Origin of the sequence: Sphingopyxis sp. A083 (genome assembly GCF_001468495.1) — a bacterium.
In the GTDB taxonomy this organism is placed as follows: Bacteria; Pseudomonadota; Alphaproteobacteria; order Sphingomonadales; family Sphingomonadaceae; genus Sphingopyxis; species Sphingopyxis terrae.
Window position 1 is genome coordinate 123,258 of record NZ_LNSK01000001.1, and the last position, 21,989, is coordinate 145,246.

Consider the following 21,989-nt stretch of genomic DNA (forward strand, 5'->3'; position numbering starts at 1 on the left):
CCCACCGCTTAGGCCCATTCGGCGTCGCGGAAAAGAGGCACCGGTCAGCCTGCAGCAAGCTTTGCGGCGGCATAAGCCGCTTGTGCGTCCCGTCCGCTTGCGGTTAAGAGGCGCACAAGCCAGCGCCTGCGCCGCCGTCCGGCGAGCCGCGCGCAACGGAGACCGATTGATGCCGAAAACCATTGCCTCGCTTACCGGCCGCCGCGCGGGCCTCATCCTTGCCGGGGTCGCGCTTGCGCTGTCGGCGGGGGGATGCGCCCAGCTCAAGGGGCGTCAGGGTTATATCGTTGATCCGGTGCTGACCCAGGCGATCACCCCCGGCGTCGACAATCGCGAGTCGGTGGAAAAGACGCTTGGCCGTCCGACCTTCGTCGGCCAGTTCGGCAACAATGAATATTATTATCTGTCGCGCGAAACGCGCCAGCTCGCCTTCGCCCACCCGCGGCCCGTGGCACAGCAGGTGCTGCGCGTCAGCTTCGATCCCGCAGGCAATGTCGTCGGCGTCGATCGCACCGGGCTCGAACAGGTGAGCAAGATCAGCCCGAACGGCGACAGCACGCCGACGCTGGGCCGTCATCGCAGCTTCTTCGAGGATATTTTCGGCAATATCGGCGCGGTCGGCGCGCCGGGTGTCGGGGGCGGCGCACAGGGGCAATAAACCTCGCTTGCCGATCGGCAGAAGAAAGCAAAACGGCGCCGATCCATGGATCGGCGCCGTTTTTCGTTTGATCAGACTGCGATGCCGCCGGCCGCCAGAACCGCCAGCGTGACCAGATCCGAGGCGGTGGATGCCATGGTTGCAATCTGCACCGGCTTTTCCATCCCGATCAGCATCGGTCCGATGACGGCGCTGCCGCCGAGTTCGCGCAGCAGCTTTGCCGACAGATTGCCCGACTGCAGCCCCGGCATCACCAGAACATTCGCGGGGCCCGAGAGGCGGCAGAAGGGATAATTGGCCATGACGCGCGGATTCAGCGCGACGTCGGGCGACATTTCGCCTTCATATTCGAAGGCCGGCTGGCGATCGTCGAGGATGTGGACGGCATCGCGGATATTGTCGAGCCACGATCCCGGCGGGTTGCCAAAGGTCGAATAGGACAGGAATGCGACGCGCGGTTCGTGACCCATGCGGCGTGCGACCTGCGCCGTGCGGTCGGCGATGTCGGCGAGCATTTCGGCCGAGGGGCGTTCGTTGACCGTCGTGTCGGCCATGAAGATGGTGTGATGCTGTCCGACGAGAACGTGAATGCCGAAGGCCGTCTTGCCCTCGGCAGGGTCGATCACCCGCCGCACTTCGCGCATCGTCTGCGAATAAGTGCGCGTCACGCCGGTGATCATCGCATCGCCAAGGCCGAGTTTGAGCAGCAGCGAGCCGAAGATGTTGCGATCGCGGTTGACCATACGTTCGATGTCGCGGCGCAGATAGCCGCGGCGCTGGAGCCGCTCATAGAGCATTTCGACCATCTGCGGGACGTGCGGCGAATTGACGCTGTTATGAACCTCGAAGCTTTCGGGGTCGGCGACGCCCATGTCGCGCAGCTTGTTGTGCAGACCTTCGCGCCCGACGAGGACGGGGATGCCATAGCCGCCGTCGCGGAACTGGATCGCGGCGCGCAGCACCACTTCTTCCTCGCCCTCGGCAAAGACGACGCGCTTGGGATTGGCGCGCGCCGCTTCATAGGCGAGGGTGAGGACCGATGTGGTCGGATTGAGCCGGGCACGCAGCCGCGTGCGATACGCCTCCAGATCGTCGATCGGCTGCTGCGCGACGCCCGTCTCCATCGCCGCCTTCGCGACCGCCGCGGGGACGATCTCCATCAGCCGCGGGTCGAAGGGCGAGGGGATGATATATTCGGGGCCGAAGCTCGACGCGCGGCCGCCATAGGCCGCCGCCACTTCCTCGGGCACCTGCTGGCGCGCGAGATCGGCGATCGCATAGGCGGCGGCAATCTTCATCTCTTCGTTGATCGCGGTCGCGCGCACGTCGAGCGCGCCGCGGAAGATGAAGGGGAAGCACAGCACATTGTTGACCTGGTTGGGATAGTCCGAACGCCCCGTTGCGATGATCGCGTCGGGGCGCGCAGCACGGGCATCGGGGGGCGAGATTTCGGGGTCGGGGTTCGCCATCGCGAAGATTATCGGCGCGGGCGCCATGTCCTTCACCATCTCGGGCTTGAGCGCGCCCGCCGCCGACAGGCCGAGGAAGACGTCCGCGCCGCTAAGCGCTTCGGTCAGGTCGCGCGCTTCGGTCGGAACGGCGTGGGCCGATTTCCACTGGTCCATTCCTTCGGTGCGGCCCTGATAGATGGTGCCCTTGCGGTCGCACATGATGACATTTTCGTGCCGCACGCCCATCGCCTTGATCAGCGCGGTGCAGGCGATGGCCGCAGCGCCGGCGCCGTTGACGACAACCTTGATGTCGGCCAGATCGCGCCCGGTCAGATGGCACGCGTTGATGAGCCCGGCGGCGGTGATGATCGCGGTGCCATGCTGGTCGTCATGGAACACCGGGATGTTCATCTTTTCCTTGAGCGCCGCCTCGATGATGAAGCAGTTGGGGGCCGCGATGTCCTCAAGGTTGATGCCGCCGAAGCTCGGTTCGAGCAGTTCGACCGCGTCGATGAACGCCTGCGGGTCTTCGGTCTTGAGCTCAAGGTCGATCGAATCGACGTCGGCGAAGCGCTTGAAGAGGACGGCCTTGCCTTCCATCACCGGCTTCGATGCAAGCGCGCCCAGATTGCCGAGACCCAGGATCGCGGTGCCGTTCGAGATGACGGCGACGAGGTTGCCCTTCGCGGTGTAATCATAAGCGGCCGCCGGATTTTCGGCGATGGCGTTGACGGGGACGGCAACGCCGGGCGAATAGGCGAGGCTGAGGTCGCGCTGCGTCGCCATCGGCTTCGACGCGATGATCTCGATTTTCCCTGGCCGCCCATAGCTGTGATAGAGCAGGGCCTCGCGGTCCGAAAATTGCACCTTGCTGCCGCCGTCCATTCTTTATCCCCTACTTCGATTATCAGGATGCGCGTCCGAGCCCATTCCCTAGCGTCGGCTTGGCGAAATGGAACCCTGTGTTTCTGGCCCGCGCGCCTTGCCATGCGAGCCCCAATGACTAAGCAGGGGCGGATGTCCGTTCCCGCTCCCGCCAACAGCAACAGCAAGGCCCCTCCCGCCGCGACGCCGATGATGGCGCAATATTGGTCGCTCAAGGAAAAGGCCGGCGATTGTCTGCTCTTCTACCGCATGGGCGATTTCTTCGAACTGTTTTTTGACGATGCCAAGGCAGCGGCCTCGACGCTCGACATCGCGCTGACCTCGCGCGGCGAGCATGGCGGCGAGCCGGTGCCGATGTGCGGCGTCCCCGTCCATTCGGCCGAATCCTATCTCGCCCGCCTGATCCGCGCCGGCCACCGCGTCGCGATCGCCGAACAGGTCGAAACCCCCGCCGAGGCCAAGGCGCGCGGCGGATCGAAGGCGCTCGTCGCGCGCGACATCGTGCGCTTCGTCACGGCGGGCACGCTGACCGAAGAGGCGCTGCTCGAAGGGCGCAGCGCGAACCGGCTTGCGGCGCTTGCCGAGGTCGGCAGCGAAGGGCTGGTCGCCATCGCCGCCGCCGATATCTCTACCGGGCGGTTCGAGGTCGTCGCGGTGCGGCGCGAAGCGGTCGATGCCGAACTGGCGCGGCTGGCCCCGTCCGAACTGCTGATCAGCGAGGCGGCGGACGAACAGCCGCCGTCGGCGGCGCGCCAGATCGTTCGCCGCCCCGCCGCCGAGTTCGCGAGTGGCGCGGGGCAGAAACGGCTCGAGACGCTGTTCGGGGTGCAGACGCTCGACGGCTTCGGCAATTTCTCGCGCGGTGAAATCGCCGCCATGGGCGCGATCGCCGCCTATCTCGACCATGTCGGCACCGGCGGGGCGGTCTTTCTGCAGCCGCCCGTGCGGCACAGCGCGGGCGACCGGATGGCGATCGACGCGGCGACGCGCGAGAGCCTGGAGCTGGTTCGCACCATGGCCGGCGCGCGCGACGGCAGCCTGCTCGGCACGATCGACCGCACCGTGACCGCGGCGGGCGCGCGGCTGCTTGCCGACGACCTTGCAAGCCCGCTCACCGACAAGGGCGCGATTCTCGACCGGCTTGATCTCGTCGATGCGTTGGCTCGCGATGCCTTGTGGCGCGCCGATCTGCGCGCCGCCTTGCGCGCGCTACCTGACGCGGGCCGCGCGCTCGGCCGTCTTGTCGCTGGGCGCGGTGGGCCGCGCGATCTGGCGCAGCTTCGCGACGCGCTCGGCGGTGCACGCCTCCTGCGCGAACGGCTTGCGCTGCGCGGCGATCTTCCGCCGCTGCTTGCGCGGCTGCTGCCGGGGCTCGATGGTCATGGCGCGCTCGTCGATGAACTGACGCGTGCGCTGATCGAAACCCCGCCGGTCGATGCCGCGCAGGGCGGCTATATCGCCGAAGGCTATGACGCCGCACTCGATTCGCTGCGCGAGACCGCGCGCGACGGGCGCAAGGCGATCGCGGCGCTCGAAGCGGGCTATCGCGACCGCACGGGCATCGCGGCGCTCAAGATCCGCCACAATGGCGTGCTCGGCTATCATGTCGAGGTGCCGGCGCGCCACGCCGATGCGCTGATGGCGCCCGGATCGGGCTTCACCCATCGGCAAACGCTGGCGGGCGTCGTTCGCTTCAACTCGTCGGATCTGCACGAAGCGGCGACGCGCGTGACCCAGGCGGGGGTGCATGCGGTGGCAGCCGAAGCTGCGCATCTCGAAGCGCTGACCGAAGCCGCGACCCAGCGCCGCGAGGCGATCGCCGCGAGCTGCGACGTGCTCGCGCGGATCGACGTCGCCGCGGCGCTCGCCGACCATGCGATGAGCCACGACTGGTGTCGGCCGGATATCGCCGACGAACCCTGTCTCGACGTAAGGGGCGGGCGACATCCGGTGGTCGAGGCGGCCCTGGCGAAAAGCGGCGAACGCTTCGTCCCCAATGATGTGTCGCTGTCCGAAGCCGACCGGCTTTGGCTTGTCACCGGCCCCAATATGGGCGGTAAATCGACCTTCCTGCGCCAGAACGCTTTGATCGTCGTGCTCGCGCAGGCGGGCGCCTTCGTGCCGGCAAGCGCCGCGACCCTTGGGCTGGTCGACCGGCTGTTCAGCCGCGTGGGGGCGAGCGACAATCTGGCGCGCGGGCGATCGACCTTCATGGTCGAGATGGTCGAGACCGCGGCGATCCTCGCGCAGGCGACCCCGCAGAGCTTCGTGATTCTCGACGAGGTCGGGCGCGGCACCTCGACCTATGACGGGCTCGCGCTCGCCTGGTCGGTGGTCGAGGCGGTGCACGAGGTGAACCGGTGCCGCTGTCTGTTCGCAACCCATTATCATGAGCTGACGCGGCTTGCCGAAACGCTGAACGCGCTTTCGCTCCACCATGTCCGCGCGCGCGAATGGCAGGGCGATCTCGTCCTGCTGCACGAGGTGGCCGAGGGGCCTGCCGACCGGAGCTATGGTCTGGCGGTCGCGCGGCTCGCCGGTGTGCCCGCCGGCGTCGTGAGGCGCGCCGAGGCGGTGCTCGCCAAGCTGGAGGCGGGACGCGAGGCAACCGGCGGACTGGCGGCGGGGCTCGACGATCTGCCGCTGTTCGCCGCGACGCTCGCCGAAGCGCCCGCAGCGGCAAAGGACGCGCTGCGCGAGGCGCTCGCCGGGATCGACCCCGATGCGTTGGCGCCGCGCGCCGCACTCGAAGCGCTCTATCGGCTCAAGCAGATCGTGGCGGAGGAAGGATGAGCGACATTTTCAGCGACCTTCCCCACCGCCGCGCGATCATCGACCGGCGCCTGCTCGCCGATCGGCTCGATGCCATCGCCGCCGAGACGGCCGACGCCGGCAAGCGCCGCGGCGCGATGGTCGCGTTGCTGAAGGAGGCATTGGAAGACGGCCGCGCAGAGATCGCCCGCCGCCTGCTCGACCACCCGTCTTCGGGGCGCGTCGCGGCGCAGGCGACGGCGTTTCTGATCGACCAGATCGTTCGCCTTTCCTATGATTTCACTGTCGATTATCTCTATCCCGCAAGCAATCGGTCGGCGGGCGAACGGATTACGGTGATCGCGGTCGGCGGCTATGGCCGTGCCGAAATGGCGCCGTTCAGCGACGTCGACATCGGCTTTCTGACCCCGTTCAAGCAGACGAGCTGGACAGAGCAGGTCATCGAAGCCCAACTCTACACGCTGTGGGATCTGGGCCTGAAGGTGGGGCATTCGTCGCGTTCGCTCGATGAGATGGTGCGCACCGCGAAGGACGATCTGACGATTCGCACCGCGCTGCTCGAGGCGCGCTTCATCTGGGGCGACCGCGCGCTTTACGATCAGGCGGCGGCGCGCTTCGATGCCGAGGTGATGGCGGGTAATGCCCGCGCCTTCGTCGCCGAAAAACTCGCCGAGCGCGATGAACGGCACAAGCGCATGGGCGATTCGCGCTATGTCGTCGAGCCCAATGTGAAGGAAGGGAAGGGCGGGCTGCGCGACCTGCACACCCTGTTCTGGATCGGCAAGTTCATCCACCGCGTCCGCACCGTGCCCGAGCTCGTCGATGCGGGGCTGCTCAGTGCGCGCGAACTGCGGCAGTTTTCGCGCGCCGAAAATTTCCTGCTCGCGGTACGCTGCCACCTTCATATCCTCGCCGGGCGCGCCGAGGACCGGCTGACCTTCGATTTCCAGCGCGAGATCGCGGCGCGGATGCAATTTGCCGATCGGCCCGGCAAAAGCCCGGTCGAACGCTTCATGCAGCTCTATTTTCTCCACGCGAAGAGCGTCGGCGATCTGACGGGCACTTTCCTTGCGCATCTCGACGAGCAGCTCGCGGCGCGCGGGCGGCGCTTTCTGCCGACGCTGCGGCGGCGGCCGGGCCGGCTCAACGGCTTCGTCCTCGATCGCGGCCGGCTTGCACTGCCGTCGGACGACTATTTCCGCAAAGACCCGGTCCGCCTGCTCGAGATATTCCAGCTCGCCGACAAATATGGCCTCGAAATCCACCCACAGGCGATGCGCCAGGCGCGCCACGATGCGAAACTGATCGACGGCAAGGTGCGGCGCATCGCGCGCGCCAATGCGCTGTTCCTCGATGTGTTGACCTCTCCGCGCGACCCCGAAACGGTGCTGCGCTGGATGAACGAGGCCGGGGTCTTCGGCCGCTTCGTGCCCGATTTCGGCCGCGTCGTCGCGCAGATGCAGTTCGACATGTATCATCATTATACAGTCGACGAGCATACGATCCGCGCGATCGGCCTGTTGTCCGACATCGAACAGAACCGGTTGAAGGACGATCATCCGCTGTCGACCGCGATCATGGACCAGATCCACTCGCGGCGCGTGATCTATGTCGCAGTGCTGCTCCACGATATCGCCAAGGGGCGCGGCGGCGACCATAGCGTGCTGGGCGCCGAACTGGCGCTGCGCGTCTGTCCGCGGCTTGGGCTGAACGAGGCGGAAACCGAGACCGTGTCATGGCTTGTCCGCCACCACCTGCTGATGTCGGCGACCGCTTTCAAGCGCGACCTTGCCGACTTCAAGACGATTCTCGACTTTGCGCAGCTCGTGCAGAGCCCCGAGCGGCTTCGCCTCCTGCTCGTGCTGACGGTTGTCGATATTCGCGCGGTGGGCCCGGGGGTCTGGAACAGCTGGAAGCGGCAATTGCTAACCGAATTATACGATGCGGCCGAGGAAGTGCTGCGGCTTGGCCACAAGCAGCGTGGCCGCGAGGTGCGGATCGCCAGCAAGAAGGAGGAGGCGCAGGCCCTGCTCCAGATGGGCGACAAGGATTTCGGGAAGCTCGCCAAGCGCCTGCCCGAAAGCTACTGGATTGCCGAGCCGGTCGAGGTGATCGCGGCCAATTTGATCCATATCCAGAAATCGTCGGGAGCGCCGCTCCATATCGCGGCAGTGCCCGACGACGATCGCGGCGCGACGCTGGTGATGGTGCTCGCCGCCGACCATCCGGGGCTGTTCTATCGCATCGCGGGCGGCATTCACCTCGCGGGCGGCAACATCATCGATGCGCGCATCCACACGACGCGCGACGGGCTGGCACTCGACAATTTCCTGGTCCAGGATCCGCTCGGCCGCCCGTTTGCCGAGGCCGAACAGATCGTCCGGCTGACCCGCGCGATCGAGGACGCGCTCGCCAACCGGCATAAACTGCTGCCCAAGCTCGAGGCGCGCGCGCTGCCGCGGACCCGCGCTGAAGCCTTTCGCATCGCGCCCAATGTCTTCATCGACAACAAGGCTTCCAACCGGTTCACGGTGATCGAGGTCAATGCGCAGGACCGCCCAGCGCTGTTGAACCAGCTCGCCTATGCGCTCTTCCAGTCGAAGGTGACGGTGCACAGCGCGCATGTCGCGACCTATGGCGAGCGCGCCGTCGATACCTTCTACGTCACCGATCTGATTGGCGACAAGATCGACAGCACGGCGCGCGTGAAGTCGCTCGAAAAGCGCCTGCTCGAAGCCGCGGCGAGTCGCAGCGAGGAGGCGGTGGCGGCCTGACCTCAGGCGCGTTTCACCGGATTGCGTGCGTGCGCCGCAATCGCCGGCGGCAGGTCGAGCCACGCATGGCGGTCGTCGCACCAGACGGCCTGTTCGGGCATCGGAAAATCCGGGTCGGCAAAGGCGCCGACTGCGACGCCGGAGAGGTGCGGCATCCGGTCGGGTTCCCACCACAGGTTCGATCCGCAATCGGCGCAGAAATGAAAGGTCACGTCGTGGCCGCTCGCCGAAGGCCGGCGGAAGCTCTGCGCCGAACCGGCGGCGACCGCCACCGCTTCGCGCGGGAAGAAGGCGGCGACGCTGAACAGCGATCCGGTTCGCCGTTGGCAATCGCGGCAATGGCACATCGAAATCTTGACCGGATCGCCGCTGCATCGAAGCTGCAGCAAGCCGCAGTGGCAGGTGGCGACCCGCCCGCTCATCCTGCCGCCGGGGCCGTCATCGCGGCGGCGGCGGCGAGCAGCCCGGCGGTGAAGCGCTGGCTGATGGCGGCAGTCGGGATTGCGTTGAAGGCGTGGATGGCGCCGGCATAGCTGTGCAGATCGACCGGCACCCCCGCCGCAGCGAGACGGCGCGCATAGTCGAGATTTTCATCGAAGAAGAGGTCGAGGCTGCCGGTCGCGATATAGGCAGGCGGCAGGCCGGAAAGATCGTCGGCGAGGCTCGGTGAAAACCAGCCGCGCCGTTGGTCATCGGCCGCGTAGGCGCCGCGCAGCGCGCTCCATCCGAAGCGATTGCTTGCGCGCGTCCAGATGAACTCGCCCGTGACCGGATTGCGATAGGGGCAGGCATCGCCGCCCGTCCGGTGATCGAGCATCGGATAGGTCAGCAATTGCCCCGCAAGCGCCGGCCCGCCGAGGTCGCGCGCCATGATCGCCAGCGCCGCGGCGAGGCCGCCGCCCGCGCTTTCGCCGGCAACGACGATGCGCTGCGCATCGAAGCCAAGGGCATCGGCCTGTCCGGCGAGCCAGACGAGCGCCGAATGGCAATCCTCCTGCGGCGCCGGGAAGGGATGTTCGGGCGCGAGCCGATATTCGACCGACAGCACCGGCACGCCCGCGGCCGCGGCAAGCGCCGCCGGTCCGGCCTGCATCTGACGCACCGATCCCATCACCATGCCGCCGCCATGGATATGCAGGATCGCACCCGCACCGGCGCGCGCCTGAGCCGGGCGGAAGAGGAAGGCCAGCATGTCCGGCCCGCCGTGGATAGACGGGATCAGCAACTCTTCGGGCGCGATGGCCGGCGGCGGCAGGATCGCATAGGTTTCGGCCGCCTTGGCGCGAATGTCGGCGATCGGCGCGGCGTCGAGGTCGACGCGTCCGAACAGGTCGATCAGGGGCTGAAGCTCGCGATCGACCAGGTGGCGCGTATCCATGACCCTTTTCCCTTCTGCCGTCGCCGGCCTATCCGCGCAGCACCGCGCCCAGTTTCGCGGCGGCGGCGACCACCTTGTCGGCGATCGCCTTCAGCTCGGCGTCGGTGAAGCTCTTGTCCTGCGGCTGCAGCTCGACCTCGACCGCCAGGCTGACCTGTCCGTCGGGGACGCCCTGGCCGGCGAAACGGTCGAACAGCCGCGCATCGATGATGCTCGCCTTGTCGGCGCCCTTGACCGCGCGGACGAGATCGCCTGCCGCCAGCGTTTCGGGCGCGAGGAAGGCGAAATCGCGGCGCACCGATTGCAGCGCAGGTGGCGTGAAGGCCGCACGCGCCGTGCCGCTTGCACGCTTCGCCGGAATCGCGTCGAGGAAAATCTGCACCGCCATCACCGGCCCGTCGACATCGAAATGCTTCGCGAGCGCGGGGTGCAGCGCACCGAATTCGGCGAGCACCGCCTTCGGCCCCAGTCGTAGCGTTGCCGACTGCCCGGGATGCCAGATCGCCCCATCGGCGACCGGCTCCATCACCTGCAGACGGTCGGCAGGGGCACCCGCAGCATCGAGCAGGGCGAGCGCTGCCGCCTTGGCGTCGAAAGCGTCGAACGGCGCGGCCTTGCCCGCCTGCCAGCCGCGCGGATGCTTGTCGCCGGCCATCAGCAGCGCGAGCGTCGGATGCTCGGCGTCGGCCAGATAGCGCCGCCCGATCTCGAACAGACGGATGCTGTCGGCGCCGCGGTTCTGATTGCGCGCCGTGGCGGCGAGCAGGCCGGGCAGCAACGACGGCCGCATGACCTTCAGATCCTCGCTGATCGGATTGGCGAGCGTCCAGGCGCCGCCGCCGAAGGGCGCCGCTTCGCGTTCGGAGACGAAGGACCAGGTCACCGCCTCGTGGAATCCCGCCGCCGCTGCGCCCCGGCGCAGGCGCCGTTCGATCAGCTGTTCGGGGGTTGCGGTCGGCCGGGCGACGCCGTCGGCGCGGGGCAGGGCGACCGATGCGATGGCGTCGAAACCCGCGATCCGCGTCACTTCCTCGACCACGTCGGGCGCGGCGTCCATGTCGCGGCGCCAGCTCGGCACTGCAATCTGCCAAGGCGTGCCTTCGGTGACGCCGAAGCCCAGTGCCTCGAGGATCGCGCGCTGCCGCGCCGGGTCGATCGCGATCCCGCCGAGCGTCGCCGACAGGGCGGGATCATAGGCGATCGTCTTCGCCGCGATCGGCGGCTCGCCCGCGCGCGTTACGGTCGAGGCCGTGCCGCCACAGATGTCGAGGATATATCCGGTGATGATCGCGGTCGCATCGTCCAGGAATGCGGGATCGACGCCGCGTTCGAACCGGCTGCGCGCATCGCTGGTGAGGCCGAGCGCCTGCCCGGTCAGCGCGATCCGCTCGGGCGTGAAATAGGCGACCTCGAGCAACACGTCGGTCGTCGTTTCGCTGCACCCGCTATGCTCGCCGCCCATGATGCCGGCGATGTCGTGGACGCCGCTGTCGTCGCCGATCACGGTCATGCTGTCGGTCAGCACATAGTCCTTGCCATTGAGCGCGGTCACCGTTTCACCATCGCGCGCGCGGCGTGCAACGAGCGCGCCGTTCAGCGTCGCGCGATCGTAGACATGGCTCGGCCGGCCGAGGTCGAGCATCACATAGTTGGTGATGTCGACCAGCGCCGAAATCGAACGCTGCCCCACCGCTTCGAGCCGCCGCCGCATCCATTCGGGGGCGGTGCCATTGGTGACGCCGCTGATCGTGCGACCGAAAAAGGCCGGGCAGCCTTCGGTGTCGTCGGTGCGGATCGCGGTTGCCGGGGCGCCTTCGCCCGCGATGACGGGGACGTCGAGCGGCTTGAGCGTGCCGAGCCCGGCGGCGGCGAGGTCGCGCGCGATGCCGCGCACGCCCATGCAATCCTGCCGGTTGGGGGTGACCGAAATGTCGATCACCGGATCGCCCGCGCCCGAATAATCGGCGAAGGCGGCGCCGACCGGTGCGTCGGCGGGCAATTCGATGATGCCGTCATGATCGTCGCCGAGTTCGAGTTCGCGCGTCGAACACATCATGCCGTTTGAGGTGACGCCGCGGATCGCCGAGATTTTCAGCTCCATGCCGTTGGCGGGCACCACCGCACCGGGCAGCCCGAGCACACCGACCAGTCCCGCGCGGGCGTTGGGCGCGCCGCACACGACCTGGAGCGGGGCGCCGTCGCCGGCATCGACCGTCAGCACCTGCAGCTTGTCGGCCTGCGGATGCCGTTCGGCGGTCAGCACCTTGGCGACGCGAAAGCCCGCGAGCTTCTCGGCGGGATTTTCGACGCCTTCGACTTCGAGCCCGATGCGGTTGAGCGCCGCGACGACATCGTCGACGGTCGCATCGGTGTCGAGATGCGCCTTCAGCCATTCGAGGGTGATCTTCATGCCGAAATCCCCCCGCTGAGCGTCGGTACATTCAGTGCGCCGAACCCATAGTGCGACAGCCAGCGCAGGTCGCCGTCGAAGAAGGCGCGCAGATCGTCCATGCCATATTTGAGCATCGCGAGCCGGTCGATACCGATGCCGAAGGCGAAACCCTGCCACGCGTCGGGATCGAGGCCGCAATTGGCAAGGACACGGCGGTTGACCATGCCGCTGCCGAGCAATTCCATCCACGCATGGCCGTCGTCATCGCCATGTCCGCCGACGATCCGGCGCCCCTTTTCCTGGCGGTAACCGACATCGACCTCGGCCGACGGTTCGGTGAAGGGGAAATAGGAGGGACGCAGCCGAAGGACGATGTCGTCGCGTTCGAAAAAGGCCTTCAGGAAGGTTTCGAGCGTCCATTTGAGATGGCCCATGTGGATATCGCGATCGATCACCAGCCCTTCGACCTGATGGAACATCGGCGTGTGCGTGGCGTCGCTGTCGCTGCGATAGACGCGGCCGGGCGCGATGATGCGGATCGGCGGCTCCTGGCTCATCATCGTGCGGACCTGCACCGGCGAGGTGTGGGTGCGCAGCAGCATCGCGCGGCCTTCGGCATCCTTGTCGGGGAAATAGAAGGTGTCGTGCATCGCGCGCGCGGGATGCGTTTCGGGAATGTTGAGCGCGGTGAAATTGCGCCAGTCGTCCTCGATCTCGGGCCCGGTCGCGACCGCAAAGCCCATGTCGGCGAATATTTCGGCGATTTCGTCCATGACCTGGCTCACCGGATGGACGCTGCCTTTGGGGGCGGCGTCGGCGGGCAGCGTCATGTCGAGACGCTCGGCGGCGAGCTTCGCCTCGAGCGCCGCGCCTTCGAGCGCGGCCTTGCGCGCGGCGAGCGCGTTGGTGACGGCTTCGCGCAACGCGTGGATCTGCGGCCCCTGCGTCTGGCGTTCGTCGGGGGTCATGCCGCCCAGCGTCTTGAGCAGGGCCGACACGCTGCCCGCCTTGCCAAGCGCCGCGACGCGCAGCGCCTCGACCGCGTCGAGGTCGGCGGCGGCGTCGATCTCGCCCACCAGCTTGGCCCGCATGGCCTGATAATCGCTCATCGTCTTTTCGTCCTGCGGCGGCCGCGCACCGGTTCGCGTGCGACCGTCTTTAGCCTGTTTCTGTCCGGCCTGCGGCGGCGCAAAGCCTGCCATTGCCCCGTCGCCGCTTGCACCGAAGGACGCGCGCGGGTCAACCCCGAAGCGCGCGGCGGGCGGGCAGTTCAGCCTGCGGGCTTGTGGAGGCCCTGAACCGCCGCACCGGCGGCGGCGGCGCGCGCTATTGCGGCGGCGCCAAGGATGGGCTTGGGCCGCGCCGCATAGTCGCGCGGGCCGATGCCCATGAAAGCCTTGAAGTCGCGGGTGAACTGCGCCTGATCGTAATAGTGATAATCGAGCGTATCGATCCACGCCATCGACGGGTCGAGCATGAATCGGGCAAGGCTGCGCAGGAAGCGCTGACGGCGCAGCAGCAACTTGGGCGAAAAGCCGAAGGCGCGCTGACTGAGCCGCTCGACCGAGCGTTCGGACATCCCCAGCTTGTCGGCCAGATCGGCCACGCTGCCGAGATCGTCGTCCATAAGCGCGGCATAGGCGGCTGCGATCGCCGGATCGTCGGGCGGCGCGCCCGCGAGCATCGCGGCGAAGCGCGCGTCGATCAGCGCCGCGCCGACTTCAAGATCCTCGATCGTGGCAAGCTCGTCGAGCAGGGGGGCGAGTGCCGCGAAGGCTGGGTGCGTCGCCCCGTCGCAAAAGCGATCGGCCATCGAATCGGCTGCAATGTCGAAGAATTTCGCCCAACCGGTCGGCAGGATGCCGATCCCCCAGGCCCGCATCGCGCCGCACGAAAAGAAGGTCGCGCGGCTTGTCGGACCGGTCGCGATGAAGGGCGCGGTGGCGCTCGGCGCATCGCTGCCGACCGACGCGAGCGGCGTCGTTCCGGAAATAAAGCGCAGATTGGCCCATTCGGGGTGCAGATAATCGTCGATGCGCACGCCCGCAGGGGCATCGACATCGGTGCGGTAGATAATGCTGCAATAGGGGCGCAGGGCTTCCGACACGGGAAAAAAGCGCGTCACGACGCGCACATCCTGCGGCAGATTCTGGCTCGCCCTGGTCCCTGGCATGGCGCCACCCTGCAAAGCGATGCGCAAAAAAACAACAGGCTAGGTGACGCGCCTGTCGGATTTTTACAATTTTTCCCGGTGATGCGGCGTCATATGTCGCGGCACAGGAATACTTCCGCCGGCCGTCAGCTTATCTGCGACCCACGGCTATTCGGTACGGAGGGAGGGGGGCGGTGCATCCATTCGGGTCATCGTCGAGACGGCGCGGCGCTTGCGGGCTCCGCGCCGTCTCTCTTTGGATATCCTGTCCAACCGGCCATTAGCGCACACGAAAAAGGGCGGCCCCTTGCGCGGGGCCGCCCCTTTGTCTCGTCGGTGCCGACAGCCTCAGGCGGCCTTGGGCAGCGCCGCCTTCGCCTGCGCGATGATGGCGGTGAAGACACCGCCTTCGTTCATCGCGAGATCGGCCATGACCTTGCGGTCGAGTTCGATGCCGGCGAGCTTAACGCCGTGCATGAACTGCGAATAGGTCAGGCCTTCGGCGCGAACCGCAGCGTTGATACGCTGGATCCACAGGGCGCGGAAGTTCCGCTTCTTCACCTTGCGGTCGCGATAGGCGTACTGGCCGGCCTTCTCGACCGCCTGCTTGGCGACGCGGATGGTGTTCTTGCGACGGCCGTAATAGCCCTTCGCCTGCGCCAGAACGCGGTTGTGCTTGGCGCGCGTGGTGGTGCCGCGTTTGATACGGGACATGGTTCAGGCGCTCCTTACTTCAGGCCGTAGGGCGCCCAGAGGCGCACATGGCCCGCATCGGCATCGCTGAGCACGCTGGTGCCGCGATTGGTGCGGATATATTTGCTATTGTGCGAAATCAGGCGGTGGCGCTTGCCGGCAACGCCGTGCTTCACCTTGCCCGAGGCGGTGAATTTGAAGCGCTTCTTCACACCGCTCTTGGTCTTCAGCTTGGGCATTTTCGTCTCCTTGGTTAGCGACGACATCGACCGGCCCTGGCAGCCCTTTCAGCCAGGCAGGTCAGCTTGCTATCGTGCGAAGGCGCGCGCCTAGACGGATTCGCGCGGAAATGCAAGCATGGCGCGCGATTTCCCTTATGTCACGCGAAGGTGCGCAAGCGATGCGGCAGGGCGCGCTGCCCTCCTTGTGTCTTTGTGTGAGGTCTTTTGCGGCAATCGCCCGTCAATGGTGGCAGGCCAGCCCCTCGATCACGTCCTCCAGGCGCGCGGGATCCCCCAAGGCGATCACATGCCCGCTGCTGTCGGCGTGGAGCGGGTCGCCGTTCCAATCGCACATCGTTCCGCCGGCGCCTTCGACGATGGGGACGAGCGCCGCATAATCGTGCAGTTTCAGCCCCGCCTCGACCACCAGATCGATATGTCCGCTGGCGAGAAGGCCATAATTGTAGCAGTCGCCGCCGAACACCATCCGCTTGTGCGCGGTCTGCGCTGCCAGCGCCATGAAATGTTCACCGTCATGATCGCTGAAATATTGCGGCCCCGTCGTTGCGAGCACCGCCTCGGCAAGGTTGCGGCAGGTCCGCGTCGTGGCCGGGCGGCCATTGAACAGCGTGGGCTCGCCCATCGCGCCGGTCCAGCGTTCGCCCGCAATCGGCTGGTCGATGATGCCGAGTACGGGCCAGCCGTCCTGCAGGAGAGCGATCAGCGTGCCGAAGATCGGCCGGCCGGCCATGAAGCTGACCGTCCCGTCGATCGGATCGAGCACCCACTGGCGCGCGGCGTCCGCCCGTTCGGCGCCATATTCTTCGCCGATGATCCCGTCGCGCGGGGCTTCGGCGTCCAGCAGTTTGCGCATCGCTGCTTCGGCGGCGCGATCGGCTTCGGTGACGGGCGACGCGTCGGCCTTGGCTTCGTGCGACCAGCCCGAACGGAAAAGCGGACGGATTGCAGCCCCCGCCGCATCGGCGAGGCGATGAGCAAGGGCGATGTCGGTTTCGAGCGACATAGGATCAGTCGAAGAGGCTGCTGACCGAGCTTTCGTCGGCGATGCGTTTGATCGCTTCGCCGAGCAGCGGCGCTACGGTCAGCGCGCGCACCTTGCTGCTGTCGTTCACGGCGTCGGTCGGCTGGATCGAATCGGTGATGACGAGCTCGGTCAACTCGCTTGCATCGACGCGCGCGACCGCACCGCCCGACAGCACGCCGTGGGTGCAATAGGCGACGACGCCCTCCGCCCCCGCGGCTTTCAGCGCGGCGGCGGCGTTGCACAGCGTACCCGCCGAATCGACGATATCGTCGATCAGGACGCAGAAGCGCCCTTCGACGTCGCCGATGATGTTCATCACTTCGGATTCGCCGGCGCGTTCGCGGCGCTTGTCGACGATCGCCAGCGGCGCGTTGTCGAGCCGCTTGGCCAGCGCGCGGGCGCGCACGACGCCGCCGACGTCGGGCGAGACAACCATCAGATTCTTGTCGCCGAAGCGCGCCTGGATGTCGGCGCTCATCACCGGCGCGGCATAGAGATTGTCGGTCGGGATGTCGAAGAAGCCCTGGATCTGTCCGGCGTGCAGGTCGATCGCCAGCACGCGGTCGGCGCCTGCGGTGGTGACGAGATTGGCGACAAGCTTGGCCGAGATGGGCGTGCGGGGGCCGGGTTTGCGATCCTGGCGGGCATAGCCGAAATAAGGGATCACTGCGGTGATGCGCTTTGCCGAGGCGCGGCGCAGCGCGTCGGTGATGATCAGCAGTTCCATCAGATTGTCGTTCGCCGGGAAATTGGTCGGCTGAACCACGAAAACGTCCTGACCGCGGACATTTTCGTGGATTTCGACGAAGACCTCCTCGTCGGCGAAGCGGCGCACGCTGGTATCGGTCAGCGGCAGTTCCAGATAGTCCGCGATGGCGCGGGCGAGGGGAAGATTGCTGTTGCCGGAAATCAGTTTCATGCGCGGGGCCCCTTGTCGCCGATTGGGGATGAATGCGCGCCCCTTAGCCAGCGGGCGCGCGAAGGGAAAGGGGCAATCCCGTCTAAATCCACCCCGCGGCGCGCAGCGCGGGCATCATGTCGCGCGCAACGGGGGCTTCATGGCCGCTTGTCAGCGTGACGATCGCGGTGCGGCCGTCGCGGCGGACGGCAGCGACGGCGGCGCGTGCGACCCACCAGCTGCGATGGATGCGCAGGCCGTCGGCATCGCCCAGCCGCGCGATCGCATCGCGCATCCGCACAAGGATGAGCTCTTCCGATCGCGTACCGATCACCCGGACATAATGATCCTCGCCCTTCAGCGCGAGGATGGCGCCGAAACCGGGCGGCAGCGGCAGCGCGGCATCGGGTTCCGGTGCGGGGGCGGGGGGCGGCGGCGTTTTGGTCGCCGTTGTAGGCTGGGTTTCGGCGGCGGGCGGCGGACCATCGTCGGCTTGCGCGCGGAAGCTCAGCCCCATCACGCCCACGACCACTGCCGACACGATGCTGATATAGAGATACATCGTCCAGAAGCCCGGCCAGCGCAGCGCCTCGCCGAAGCTCATCTGCATCGCCATCATCGTAACGACGAGCGTCACCGGCACGCTGGCGACGATCAGCGCGATCAGCCGCCCGCCAAGGGGCGGGAGACCGGTCGCGTCGCATAGCCAGCCTGCGACAACCCCGGTTGGACGATAGAAGATATAGCCCGCGAGCAGCCACATCACCCAGTTGAGCATCCGGATGGCCGGCGGATTGTTGAAGGTGCCGAACGGCCCGAGTAGCCCGATCAACAGGCCGAGCGCGATCATCGCGAGCAGTTCGATCGTCAGCCGTTTCGCCATATCGCCCCGTTTGTGCGTGCCATTTCACGAAGCGTCAACGGGCAAAGCGGCGGATTTGCGAACTATTCGGCCGCCTTGGCGAAGGCGCGCTTGTCCGTGAACGGCGCGCGGCCAGGAAGAGGGCAACCGCCGGCGACAGCGCCGGAACAGATCGGTCTTCGAAAGGAAAAGCCGCCATGACCAGCATCGCCGCCCCCGCCGCCACGGCGCGTCGCCCAGCCAAATTGTCGCACCGCATCGGGCTGACCGCGCTCCTCGTTCTCGGCGGCATCGTTGCGGCGCTGCTGGCGCGTTCGTTCATGGGGCCGTCGACTTATCGTACGCCGATGTGGGCGATCTGGCTTCATCTTGCGACTGTCGTCCCCGCCGTGCCGCTTGGCGCCTGGCTGCTCTGGCGCCGCCGCAAGGGCGACCTGGCGCACAAGATCGGAGGGCGCGCCTGGGCCGCGATGATGGTCGTGACGGCGATCGACAGCTTCTGGATCCGCACCGTCACCGGGACGATCAGCCCGATCCACATCTTTTCGCTGATCGTGCTCGTCCAGCTGCCGCGGGCGATCCGGTTCGCCCGGATCGGCGACATCGACCGTCACCTCAAGCTGATGCGTGGCATCTATATCGGCCTGATTGCGGCCGGCTTCTTTGCGATGGCGCCGGGCCGGACGCTGTGGACGCTGGCTTTCGGTTGAATTTGGGGCGCGGTGGCCTATTGGCGGGAGCATGACCGACGCCCCCGCCGCCACGCTGTCCATCGTCCTGTCGCAGATGACGCAGAGCGTCGGCGACCTTGCCGCCAATGTCGATGCGATGCGCGCCGTCCGCGCGCGGCACAGCGGCGCCGACCTGATCCTCTATCCCGAACTGCAATTGATCGGCTATCCGCCCGAGGATCTGGTGCTCAAGCCCGCGCTCGCCGACCGCGCCGCGCGCCTGCTGACCGAGCTGGCGGCGGACACTGCCGATGGCGGTCCGGCGATGCTGGTCGGTTCGGTCGAGCGCAACGGCGACGGCCGCCTCTACAATATCGTCGCGCTGCTCGACGGCGGGCGGATCGTCGCGACGCGGCGCAAGCACGAACTGCCCAATTATGGCACCTTCGATGAAAAGCGCGTCTTCGCACCCGGCCCGCTGCCCGATGTCGTCGAATGGCGCGGGGTGCGGCTGGGACTGCCGATCTGCGAGGACGGCTGGTTTCCCACGGTCTGCGCGCATCTGGCGGCGCAGGGCGCGGATATTCTGATCTCGGTCAACGGCAGTCCTTATGAAATCGACAAGGACGACCGCCGGCTGACCCAAGTGTTCGCAGCGCGTGTTGCCGAAACGAAACTGCCGCTCATTTTCCTCAATCGCATCGGCGGGCAGGACGAGCTTGTGTTCGACGGCTGCTCCTTCGTGCTGAACCGCGACGGGCGCGCGGCGCATCGCCTGACCGACTGGGAAGCCGAAGAGCGCGTCACCCGCTGGACGAAAGAGGCCGACGGCTGGATCTGCGCGCCCGGCGCGATCGCCGAATGGGATGCGCATCCCGCCGACATATATGACGCGATGGTGCTGTCGCTGCGCGACTATGTAGAGCGCAATCGCTTTCCCGGCGTCGTGCTGGGCCTGTCCGGCGGCATAGATTCGGCGATCTGCGCCGCGATCGCCGCCGACGCGCTCGGCCCCGACAAGGTGTGGTGCGTGATGCTGCCGAGCCGCTTCACCAGTCAGGACAGCCTCGACGATGCGGCGGGCTGCGCGGGCATGATCGGGTGCCGGCTCGACACGATTTCGATCGTCCCGGCGGTCGAGGCCTTCGATACGATGCTGTCGGACAGCTTCGCCGACGCGGCGGTCGATACGACTGAGGAGAATGTCCAGTCGCGCATCCGCGGCGTCACGCTGATGGCGCTCAGCAACAAGTTCGGCCCGATGCTGATGACGACGGGAAACAAGAGCGAGATGAGTGTCGGCTATGCGACTATCTATGGCGATATGGCGGGCGGCTATAACCCGCTGAAGGATGCCTACAAGACCACGGTGTTCGCGGTATCGCGCTGGCGCAACGCGAATGTCCCGCGCCTGTCGCGCAATCCGGTGACGCCGGTGATGCCCGACCGCATCATCACCAAGCCGCCCAGCGCCGAACTCCGCCCCGACCAGAAGGACGAGGACAGCCTGCCGCCCTATGAGGATCTCGACCGCATGCTCCACATGCTGGTCGAAGAAGAGGCGAGCGTCGACGATGTGGTCGCGCGCTACGGCTTCGACCGCGACGTGGTGGCGCGCATCGAACGGCTGCTGGCGATCGCCGAATATAAGCGGCGCCAGGCGCCGCCGGGGGTCAAGCTGTCGACGCGCAATTTCGGCCGCGACCGCCGCTATCCGATCACGCACGGCTTTCGCACCGCCTGACTCGCATCCCGCGCGAAACCGGTTATAGGCGCGCCATGACCGTCATCACCCGCTTCGCTCCCTCGCCGACCGGCAGCCTGCACGTCGGCAATGTCCGCACCGCGCTCCACAACTGGATGTGGGCGCGCAAGCATGGCGGGCGCTTCCTGCTCCGCATCGACGATACCGATCTCGAACGCTCGAAGGAGGAATATGTCGAGGGCATCCGCACCGATCTCGCATGGCTGGGTCTCGATATCGACGGCGAGGAGCGCCAGTCGGCGCGCTTCGCGCTCTATGAGGCCGAGTTTGAAAAGCTGAAGGCGGCGGGCCGCGTCTACGCCTGTTACGAGACGCCCGAGGAGCTGGAAATCCGGCGCAAGATTCTGCTCTCGCGCGGGCTGCCGCCGGTCTATGAGCGTAAGCCCGCCGACGCGCCGGTGCCCGAAGGCGTGGCGCCGCACTGGCGCTTCCGGCTCGATCAGGGCGCGCCGATTGAGTGGACCGACCTGATTCGCGGCCCGCAGCATTTCGACCCCAGGACCATGTCCGACCCGGTCGTGCGCCGCGCCGACGGCAGCTGGCTCTATCTGCTGCCGAGCGTGATCGACGATATTGCCATGGGTATCACGCATGTCGTGCGCGGCGAGGATCATGTGTCGAACACCGCGGCGCAGATCCAGATGTTTCAGGCGCTCGGCGCGACGCCGCCCGAATTTGCGCACGAGGCGCTGCTCGTCGGCACCGAAGGCAAGCTGTCGAAGCGCCTCGGCTCGCTCGGCATGGCAGCGCTGCGCGAGAATGGTATCGAGCCGATCGCGCTCGTCGCGCTGCTCGCGCGCCTTGGGACGAGCGATCCGGTCGAGCCGGTGACGAGCGCGGCACCGCTGATCAAAGGGATCGACTTCGCGCGCTTCGGCCGCGCGCCGGCGCGCTTCGACGAGGCCGAGCTGGCGCTGCTCAACCAGAAGATTCTGCACCACACTGATTATCATGCGGTTGCGCCGCGCCTGCCGCTCGCGATCGGCGCCGCGCGCTGGAACGCGATTCGTCCCAATCTGATGACCGTGGCCGAGGCTGCGGAATGGGTTCCGGTGTTCGACGGGCCGTTCGTGCCGCCCGTGCCCGACGCCGCCGATCGCCCGGTACTTGCCGCCGCTGCGGCCGCGGCACCCGCGCTCGATTGGGATGCCGACCCCTGGCACGCGCTGACCGCCGCGGTGAAGGCCGCGACCGGCGCGAAGGGGCGTCCGCTGTTCCTGCCGCTGCGCCGCGCGCTCACCGGCCGCGACCATGGGCCCGATATGGCCGAACTGCTGCCGCTGATCACCAAGGATCAGGCGATAGCGCGTCTCTCCATTTCCTGAACGCGCGGCGTCGGCGTATTCCTATCTTGCCGCTTGACAATATTTGT

Annotated in this window: 17 protein-coding genes; 6 read left to right on the top strand and 11 right to left on the bottom strand. The window is 67.0% G+C overall.

Going from position 1 to position 21,989, the window contains the following annotated elements:
- The first annotated feature begins 169 nt into the window (after positions 1-169).
- A complete protein-coding gene (locus ATE59_RS00675) occupies positions 170-658 on the top strand; it encodes an outer membrane protein assembly factor BamE (protein WP_003042276.1) in 489 nt (162 codons plus the stop codon).
- 71 nt (positions 659-729) lie between these two features.
- On the opposite strand, the gene ATE59_RS00680 is transcribed toward ATE59_RS00675, so the two are convergent.
- Positions 730-2,994, bottom strand: a complete 2,265-nt coding sequence (locus ATE59_RS00680; RefSeq protein ID WP_003042279.1) for an NADP-dependent malic enzyme — start codon at positions 2,992-2,994, stop codon at positions 730-732.
- Between the two features lie 132 nt (positions 2,995-3,126).
- Here ATE59_RS00680 and mutS point away from each other — a divergent pair, with 132 nt between their 5' ends.
- Entirely contained in the window at positions 3,127-5,787 is a 2,661-nt protein-coding gene (gene mutS / locus ATE59_RS00685) for a DNA mismatch repair protein MutS (protein WP_058810847.1), read from the top strand.
- The gene (locus tag ATE59_RS00690; RefSeq protein ID WP_003042285.1) at positions 5,784-8,540 is read left to right on the top strand and encodes a [protein-PII] uridylyltransferase; all 2,757 of its coding nucleotides are present in this window, start codon (positions 5,784-5,786) and stop codon (positions 8,538-8,540) included. Before mutS ends, ATE59_RS00690 begins: the two co-directional genes overlap by 4 nt.
- A 2-nt stretch (positions 8,541-8,542) precedes the next feature.
- On the opposite strand, the gene ATE59_RS00695 is transcribed toward ATE59_RS00690, so the two are convergent.
- The 10 genes from ATE59_RS00695 to ATE59_RS00740 all read right to left on the bottom strand — a co-directional run bounded on the left by ATE59_RS00695 (position 8,543) and on the right by ATE59_RS00740 (position 18,202).
- Positions 8,543-8,962, bottom strand: a complete 420-nt coding sequence (locus ATE59_RS00695) for a GFA family protein (protein WP_058810848.1) — start codon at positions 8,960-8,962, stop codon at positions 8,543-8,545.
- Positions 8,959-9,918 (bottom strand): alpha/beta hydrolase, encoded by a 960-nt coding sequence (locus ATE59_RS00700; RefSeq protein WP_058810849.1) that lies wholly within the window; start codon positions 9,916-9,918, stop codon positions 8,959-8,961. The genes ATE59_RS00695 and ATE59_RS00700 overlap by 4 nt, the downstream gene beginning before the upstream one ends.
- Positions 9,919-9,946: 28 nt before the next feature.
- Positions 9,947-12,328, bottom strand: a complete 2,382-nt coding sequence (gene pheT / locus ATE59_RS00705; RefSeq protein WP_058810850.1) for a phenylalanine--tRNA ligase subunit beta — start codon at positions 12,326-12,328, stop codon at positions 9,947-9,949.
- Complete coding sequence (pheS, locus tag ATE59_RS00710) at positions 12,325-13,419, bottom strand: phenylalanine--tRNA ligase subunit alpha (protein WP_058811263.1); 1,095 nt, start codon at positions 13,417-13,419, stop codon at positions 12,325-12,327. Before pheS ends, pheT begins: the two co-directional genes overlap by 4 nt.
- Before the next feature lie 161 nt (positions 13,420-13,580).
- The gene (locus ATE59_RS00715; protein ID WP_082657243.1) at positions 13,581-14,483 is read right to left on the bottom strand and encodes a helix-turn-helix domain-containing protein; all 903 of its coding nucleotides are present in this window, start codon (positions 14,481-14,483) and stop codon (positions 13,581-13,583) included.
- A gap of 327 nt (positions 14,484-14,810) precedes the next feature.
- Positions 14,811-15,176, bottom strand: coding sequence for a 50S ribosomal protein L20 (gene rplT / locus ATE59_RS00720; protein ID WP_003042303.1), 366 nt, complete (start codon positions 15,174-15,176; stop codon positions 14,811-14,813).
- A 14-nt stretch (positions 15,177-15,190) separates the two neighbouring features.
- Positions 15,191-15,394, bottom strand: coding sequence for a 50S ribosomal protein L35 (gene rpmI, locus ATE59_RS00725; RefSeq protein WP_003042306.1), 204 nt, complete (start codon positions 15,392-15,394; stop codon positions 15,191-15,193).
- A gap of 223 nt (positions 15,395-15,617) precedes the next feature.
- A complete protein-coding gene (gene hisN, locus ATE59_RS00730; protein WP_058810851.1) occupies positions 15,618-16,400 on the bottom strand; it encodes a histidinol-phosphatase in 783 nt (260 codons plus the stop codon).
- 4 nt (positions 16,401-16,404) lie between these two features.
- Positions 16,405-17,340, bottom strand: coding sequence for a ribose-phosphate pyrophosphokinase (locus ATE59_RS00735; protein ID WP_003042312.1), 936 nt, complete (start codon positions 17,338-17,340; stop codon positions 16,405-16,407).
- 82 nt (positions 17,341-17,422) lie between these two features.
- Complete coding sequence (locus ATE59_RS00740; protein ID WP_058810852.1) at positions 17,423-18,202, bottom strand: LytTR family DNA-binding domain-containing protein; 780 nt, start codon at positions 18,200-18,202, stop codon at positions 17,423-17,425.
- Between the two features lie 176 nt (positions 18,203-18,378).
- Here ATE59_RS00740 and ATE59_RS00745 point away from each other — a divergent pair, with 176 nt between their 5' ends.
- The 3 genes from ATE59_RS00745 to gltX are packed head-to-tail and all read left to right on the top strand — an operon-like array spanning position 18,379 to position 21,942.
- Positions 18,379-18,891 (top strand): DUF2306 domain-containing protein, encoded by a 513-nt coding sequence (locus ATE59_RS00745; protein ID WP_058810853.1) that lies wholly within the window; start codon positions 18,379-18,381, stop codon positions 18,889-18,891.
- 31 nt (positions 18,892-18,922) lie between these two features.
- Entirely contained in the window at positions 18,923-20,596 is a 1,674-nt protein-coding gene (locus tag ATE59_RS00750) for an NAD+ synthase (RefSeq protein WP_058810854.1), read from the top strand.
- A gap of 35 nt (positions 20,597-20,631) precedes the next feature.
- Positions 20,632-21,942 (top strand): glutamate--tRNA ligase, encoded by a 1,311-nt coding sequence (gene gltX / locus ATE59_RS00755; protein WP_058810855.1) that lies wholly within the window; start codon positions 20,632-20,634, stop codon positions 21,940-21,942.
- The last annotated feature ends 47 nt before the right edge of the window (positions 21,943-21,989 follow it).

Excerpts from the sequence above, each read along its gene's own strand:
- ATE59_RS00715 (WP_082657243.1), bottom strand. The coding sequence starts at position 14,483 with ATGCCAGGGACCAGGGCGAGCCAGAATCTGCCGCAGGATGTGCGCGTC.
- rplT (WP_003042303.1), bottom strand. The coding sequence starts at position 15,176 with ATGTCCCGTATCAAACGCGGCACCACCACGCGCGCCAAGCACAACCGC.
- ATE59_RS00735 (WP_003042312.1), bottom strand. The coding sequence starts at position 17,340 with ATGAAACTGATTTCCGGCAACAGCAATCTTCCCCTCGCCCGCGCCATC.
- ATE59_RS00745 (WP_058810853.1), top strand. The coding sequence starts at position 18,379 with ATGACCAGCATCGCCGCCCCCGCCGCCACGGCGCGTCGCCCAGCCAAA.
- rpmI (WP_003042306.1), bottom strand. The coding sequence starts at position 15,394 with ATGCCCAAGCTGAAGACCAAGAGCGGTGTGAAGAAGCGCTTCAAATTC.
- mutS (WP_058810847.1), top strand. The coding sequence starts at position 3,127 with ATGTCCGTTCCCGCTCCCGCCAACAGCAACAGCAAGGCCCCTCCCGCC.
- pheS (WP_058811263.1), bottom strand. The coding sequence starts at position 13,419 with ATGAGCGATTATCAGGCCATGCGGGCCAAGCTGGTGGGCGAGATCGAC.
- gltX (WP_058810855.1), top strand. The coding sequence starts at position 20,632 with ATGACCGTCATCACCCGCTTCGCTCCCTCGCCGACCGGCAGCCTGCAC.
- ATE59_RS00690 (WP_003042285.1), top strand. The coding sequence starts at position 5,784 with ATGAGCGACATTTTCAGCGACCTTCCCCACCGCCGCGCGATCATCGAC.
- pheT (WP_058810850.1), bottom strand. The coding sequence starts at position 12,328 with ATGAAGATCACCCTCGAATGGCTGAAGGCGCATCTCGACACCGATGCG.
- ATE59_RS00695 (WP_058810848.1), bottom strand. The coding sequence starts at position 8,962 with ATGAGCGGGCGGGTCGCCACCTGCCACTGCGGCTTGCTGCAGCTTCGA.
- ATE59_RS00740 (WP_058810852.1), bottom strand. The coding sequence starts at position 18,202 with ATGGCGAAACGGCTGACGATCGAACTGCTCGCGATGATCGCGCTCGGC.
- hisN (WP_058810851.1), bottom strand. The coding sequence starts at position 16,400 with ATGTCGCTCGAAACCGACATCGCCCTTGCTCATCGCCTCGCCGATGCG.
- ATE59_RS00700 (WP_058810849.1), bottom strand. The coding sequence starts at position 9,918 with ATGGATACGCGCCACCTGGTCGATCGCGAGCTTCAGCCCCTGATCGAC.
- ATE59_RS00675 (WP_003042276.1), top strand. The coding sequence starts at position 170 with ATGCCGAAAACCATTGCCTCGCTTACCGGCCGCCGCGCGGGCCTCATC.
- ATE59_RS00750 (WP_058810854.1), top strand. The coding sequence starts at position 18,923 with ATGACCGACGCCCCCGCCGCCACGCTGTCCATCGTCCTGTCGCAGATG.
- ATE59_RS00680 (WP_003042279.1), bottom strand. The coding sequence starts at position 2,994 with ATGGACGGCGGCAGCAAGGTGCAATTTTCGGACCGCGAGGCCCTGCTC.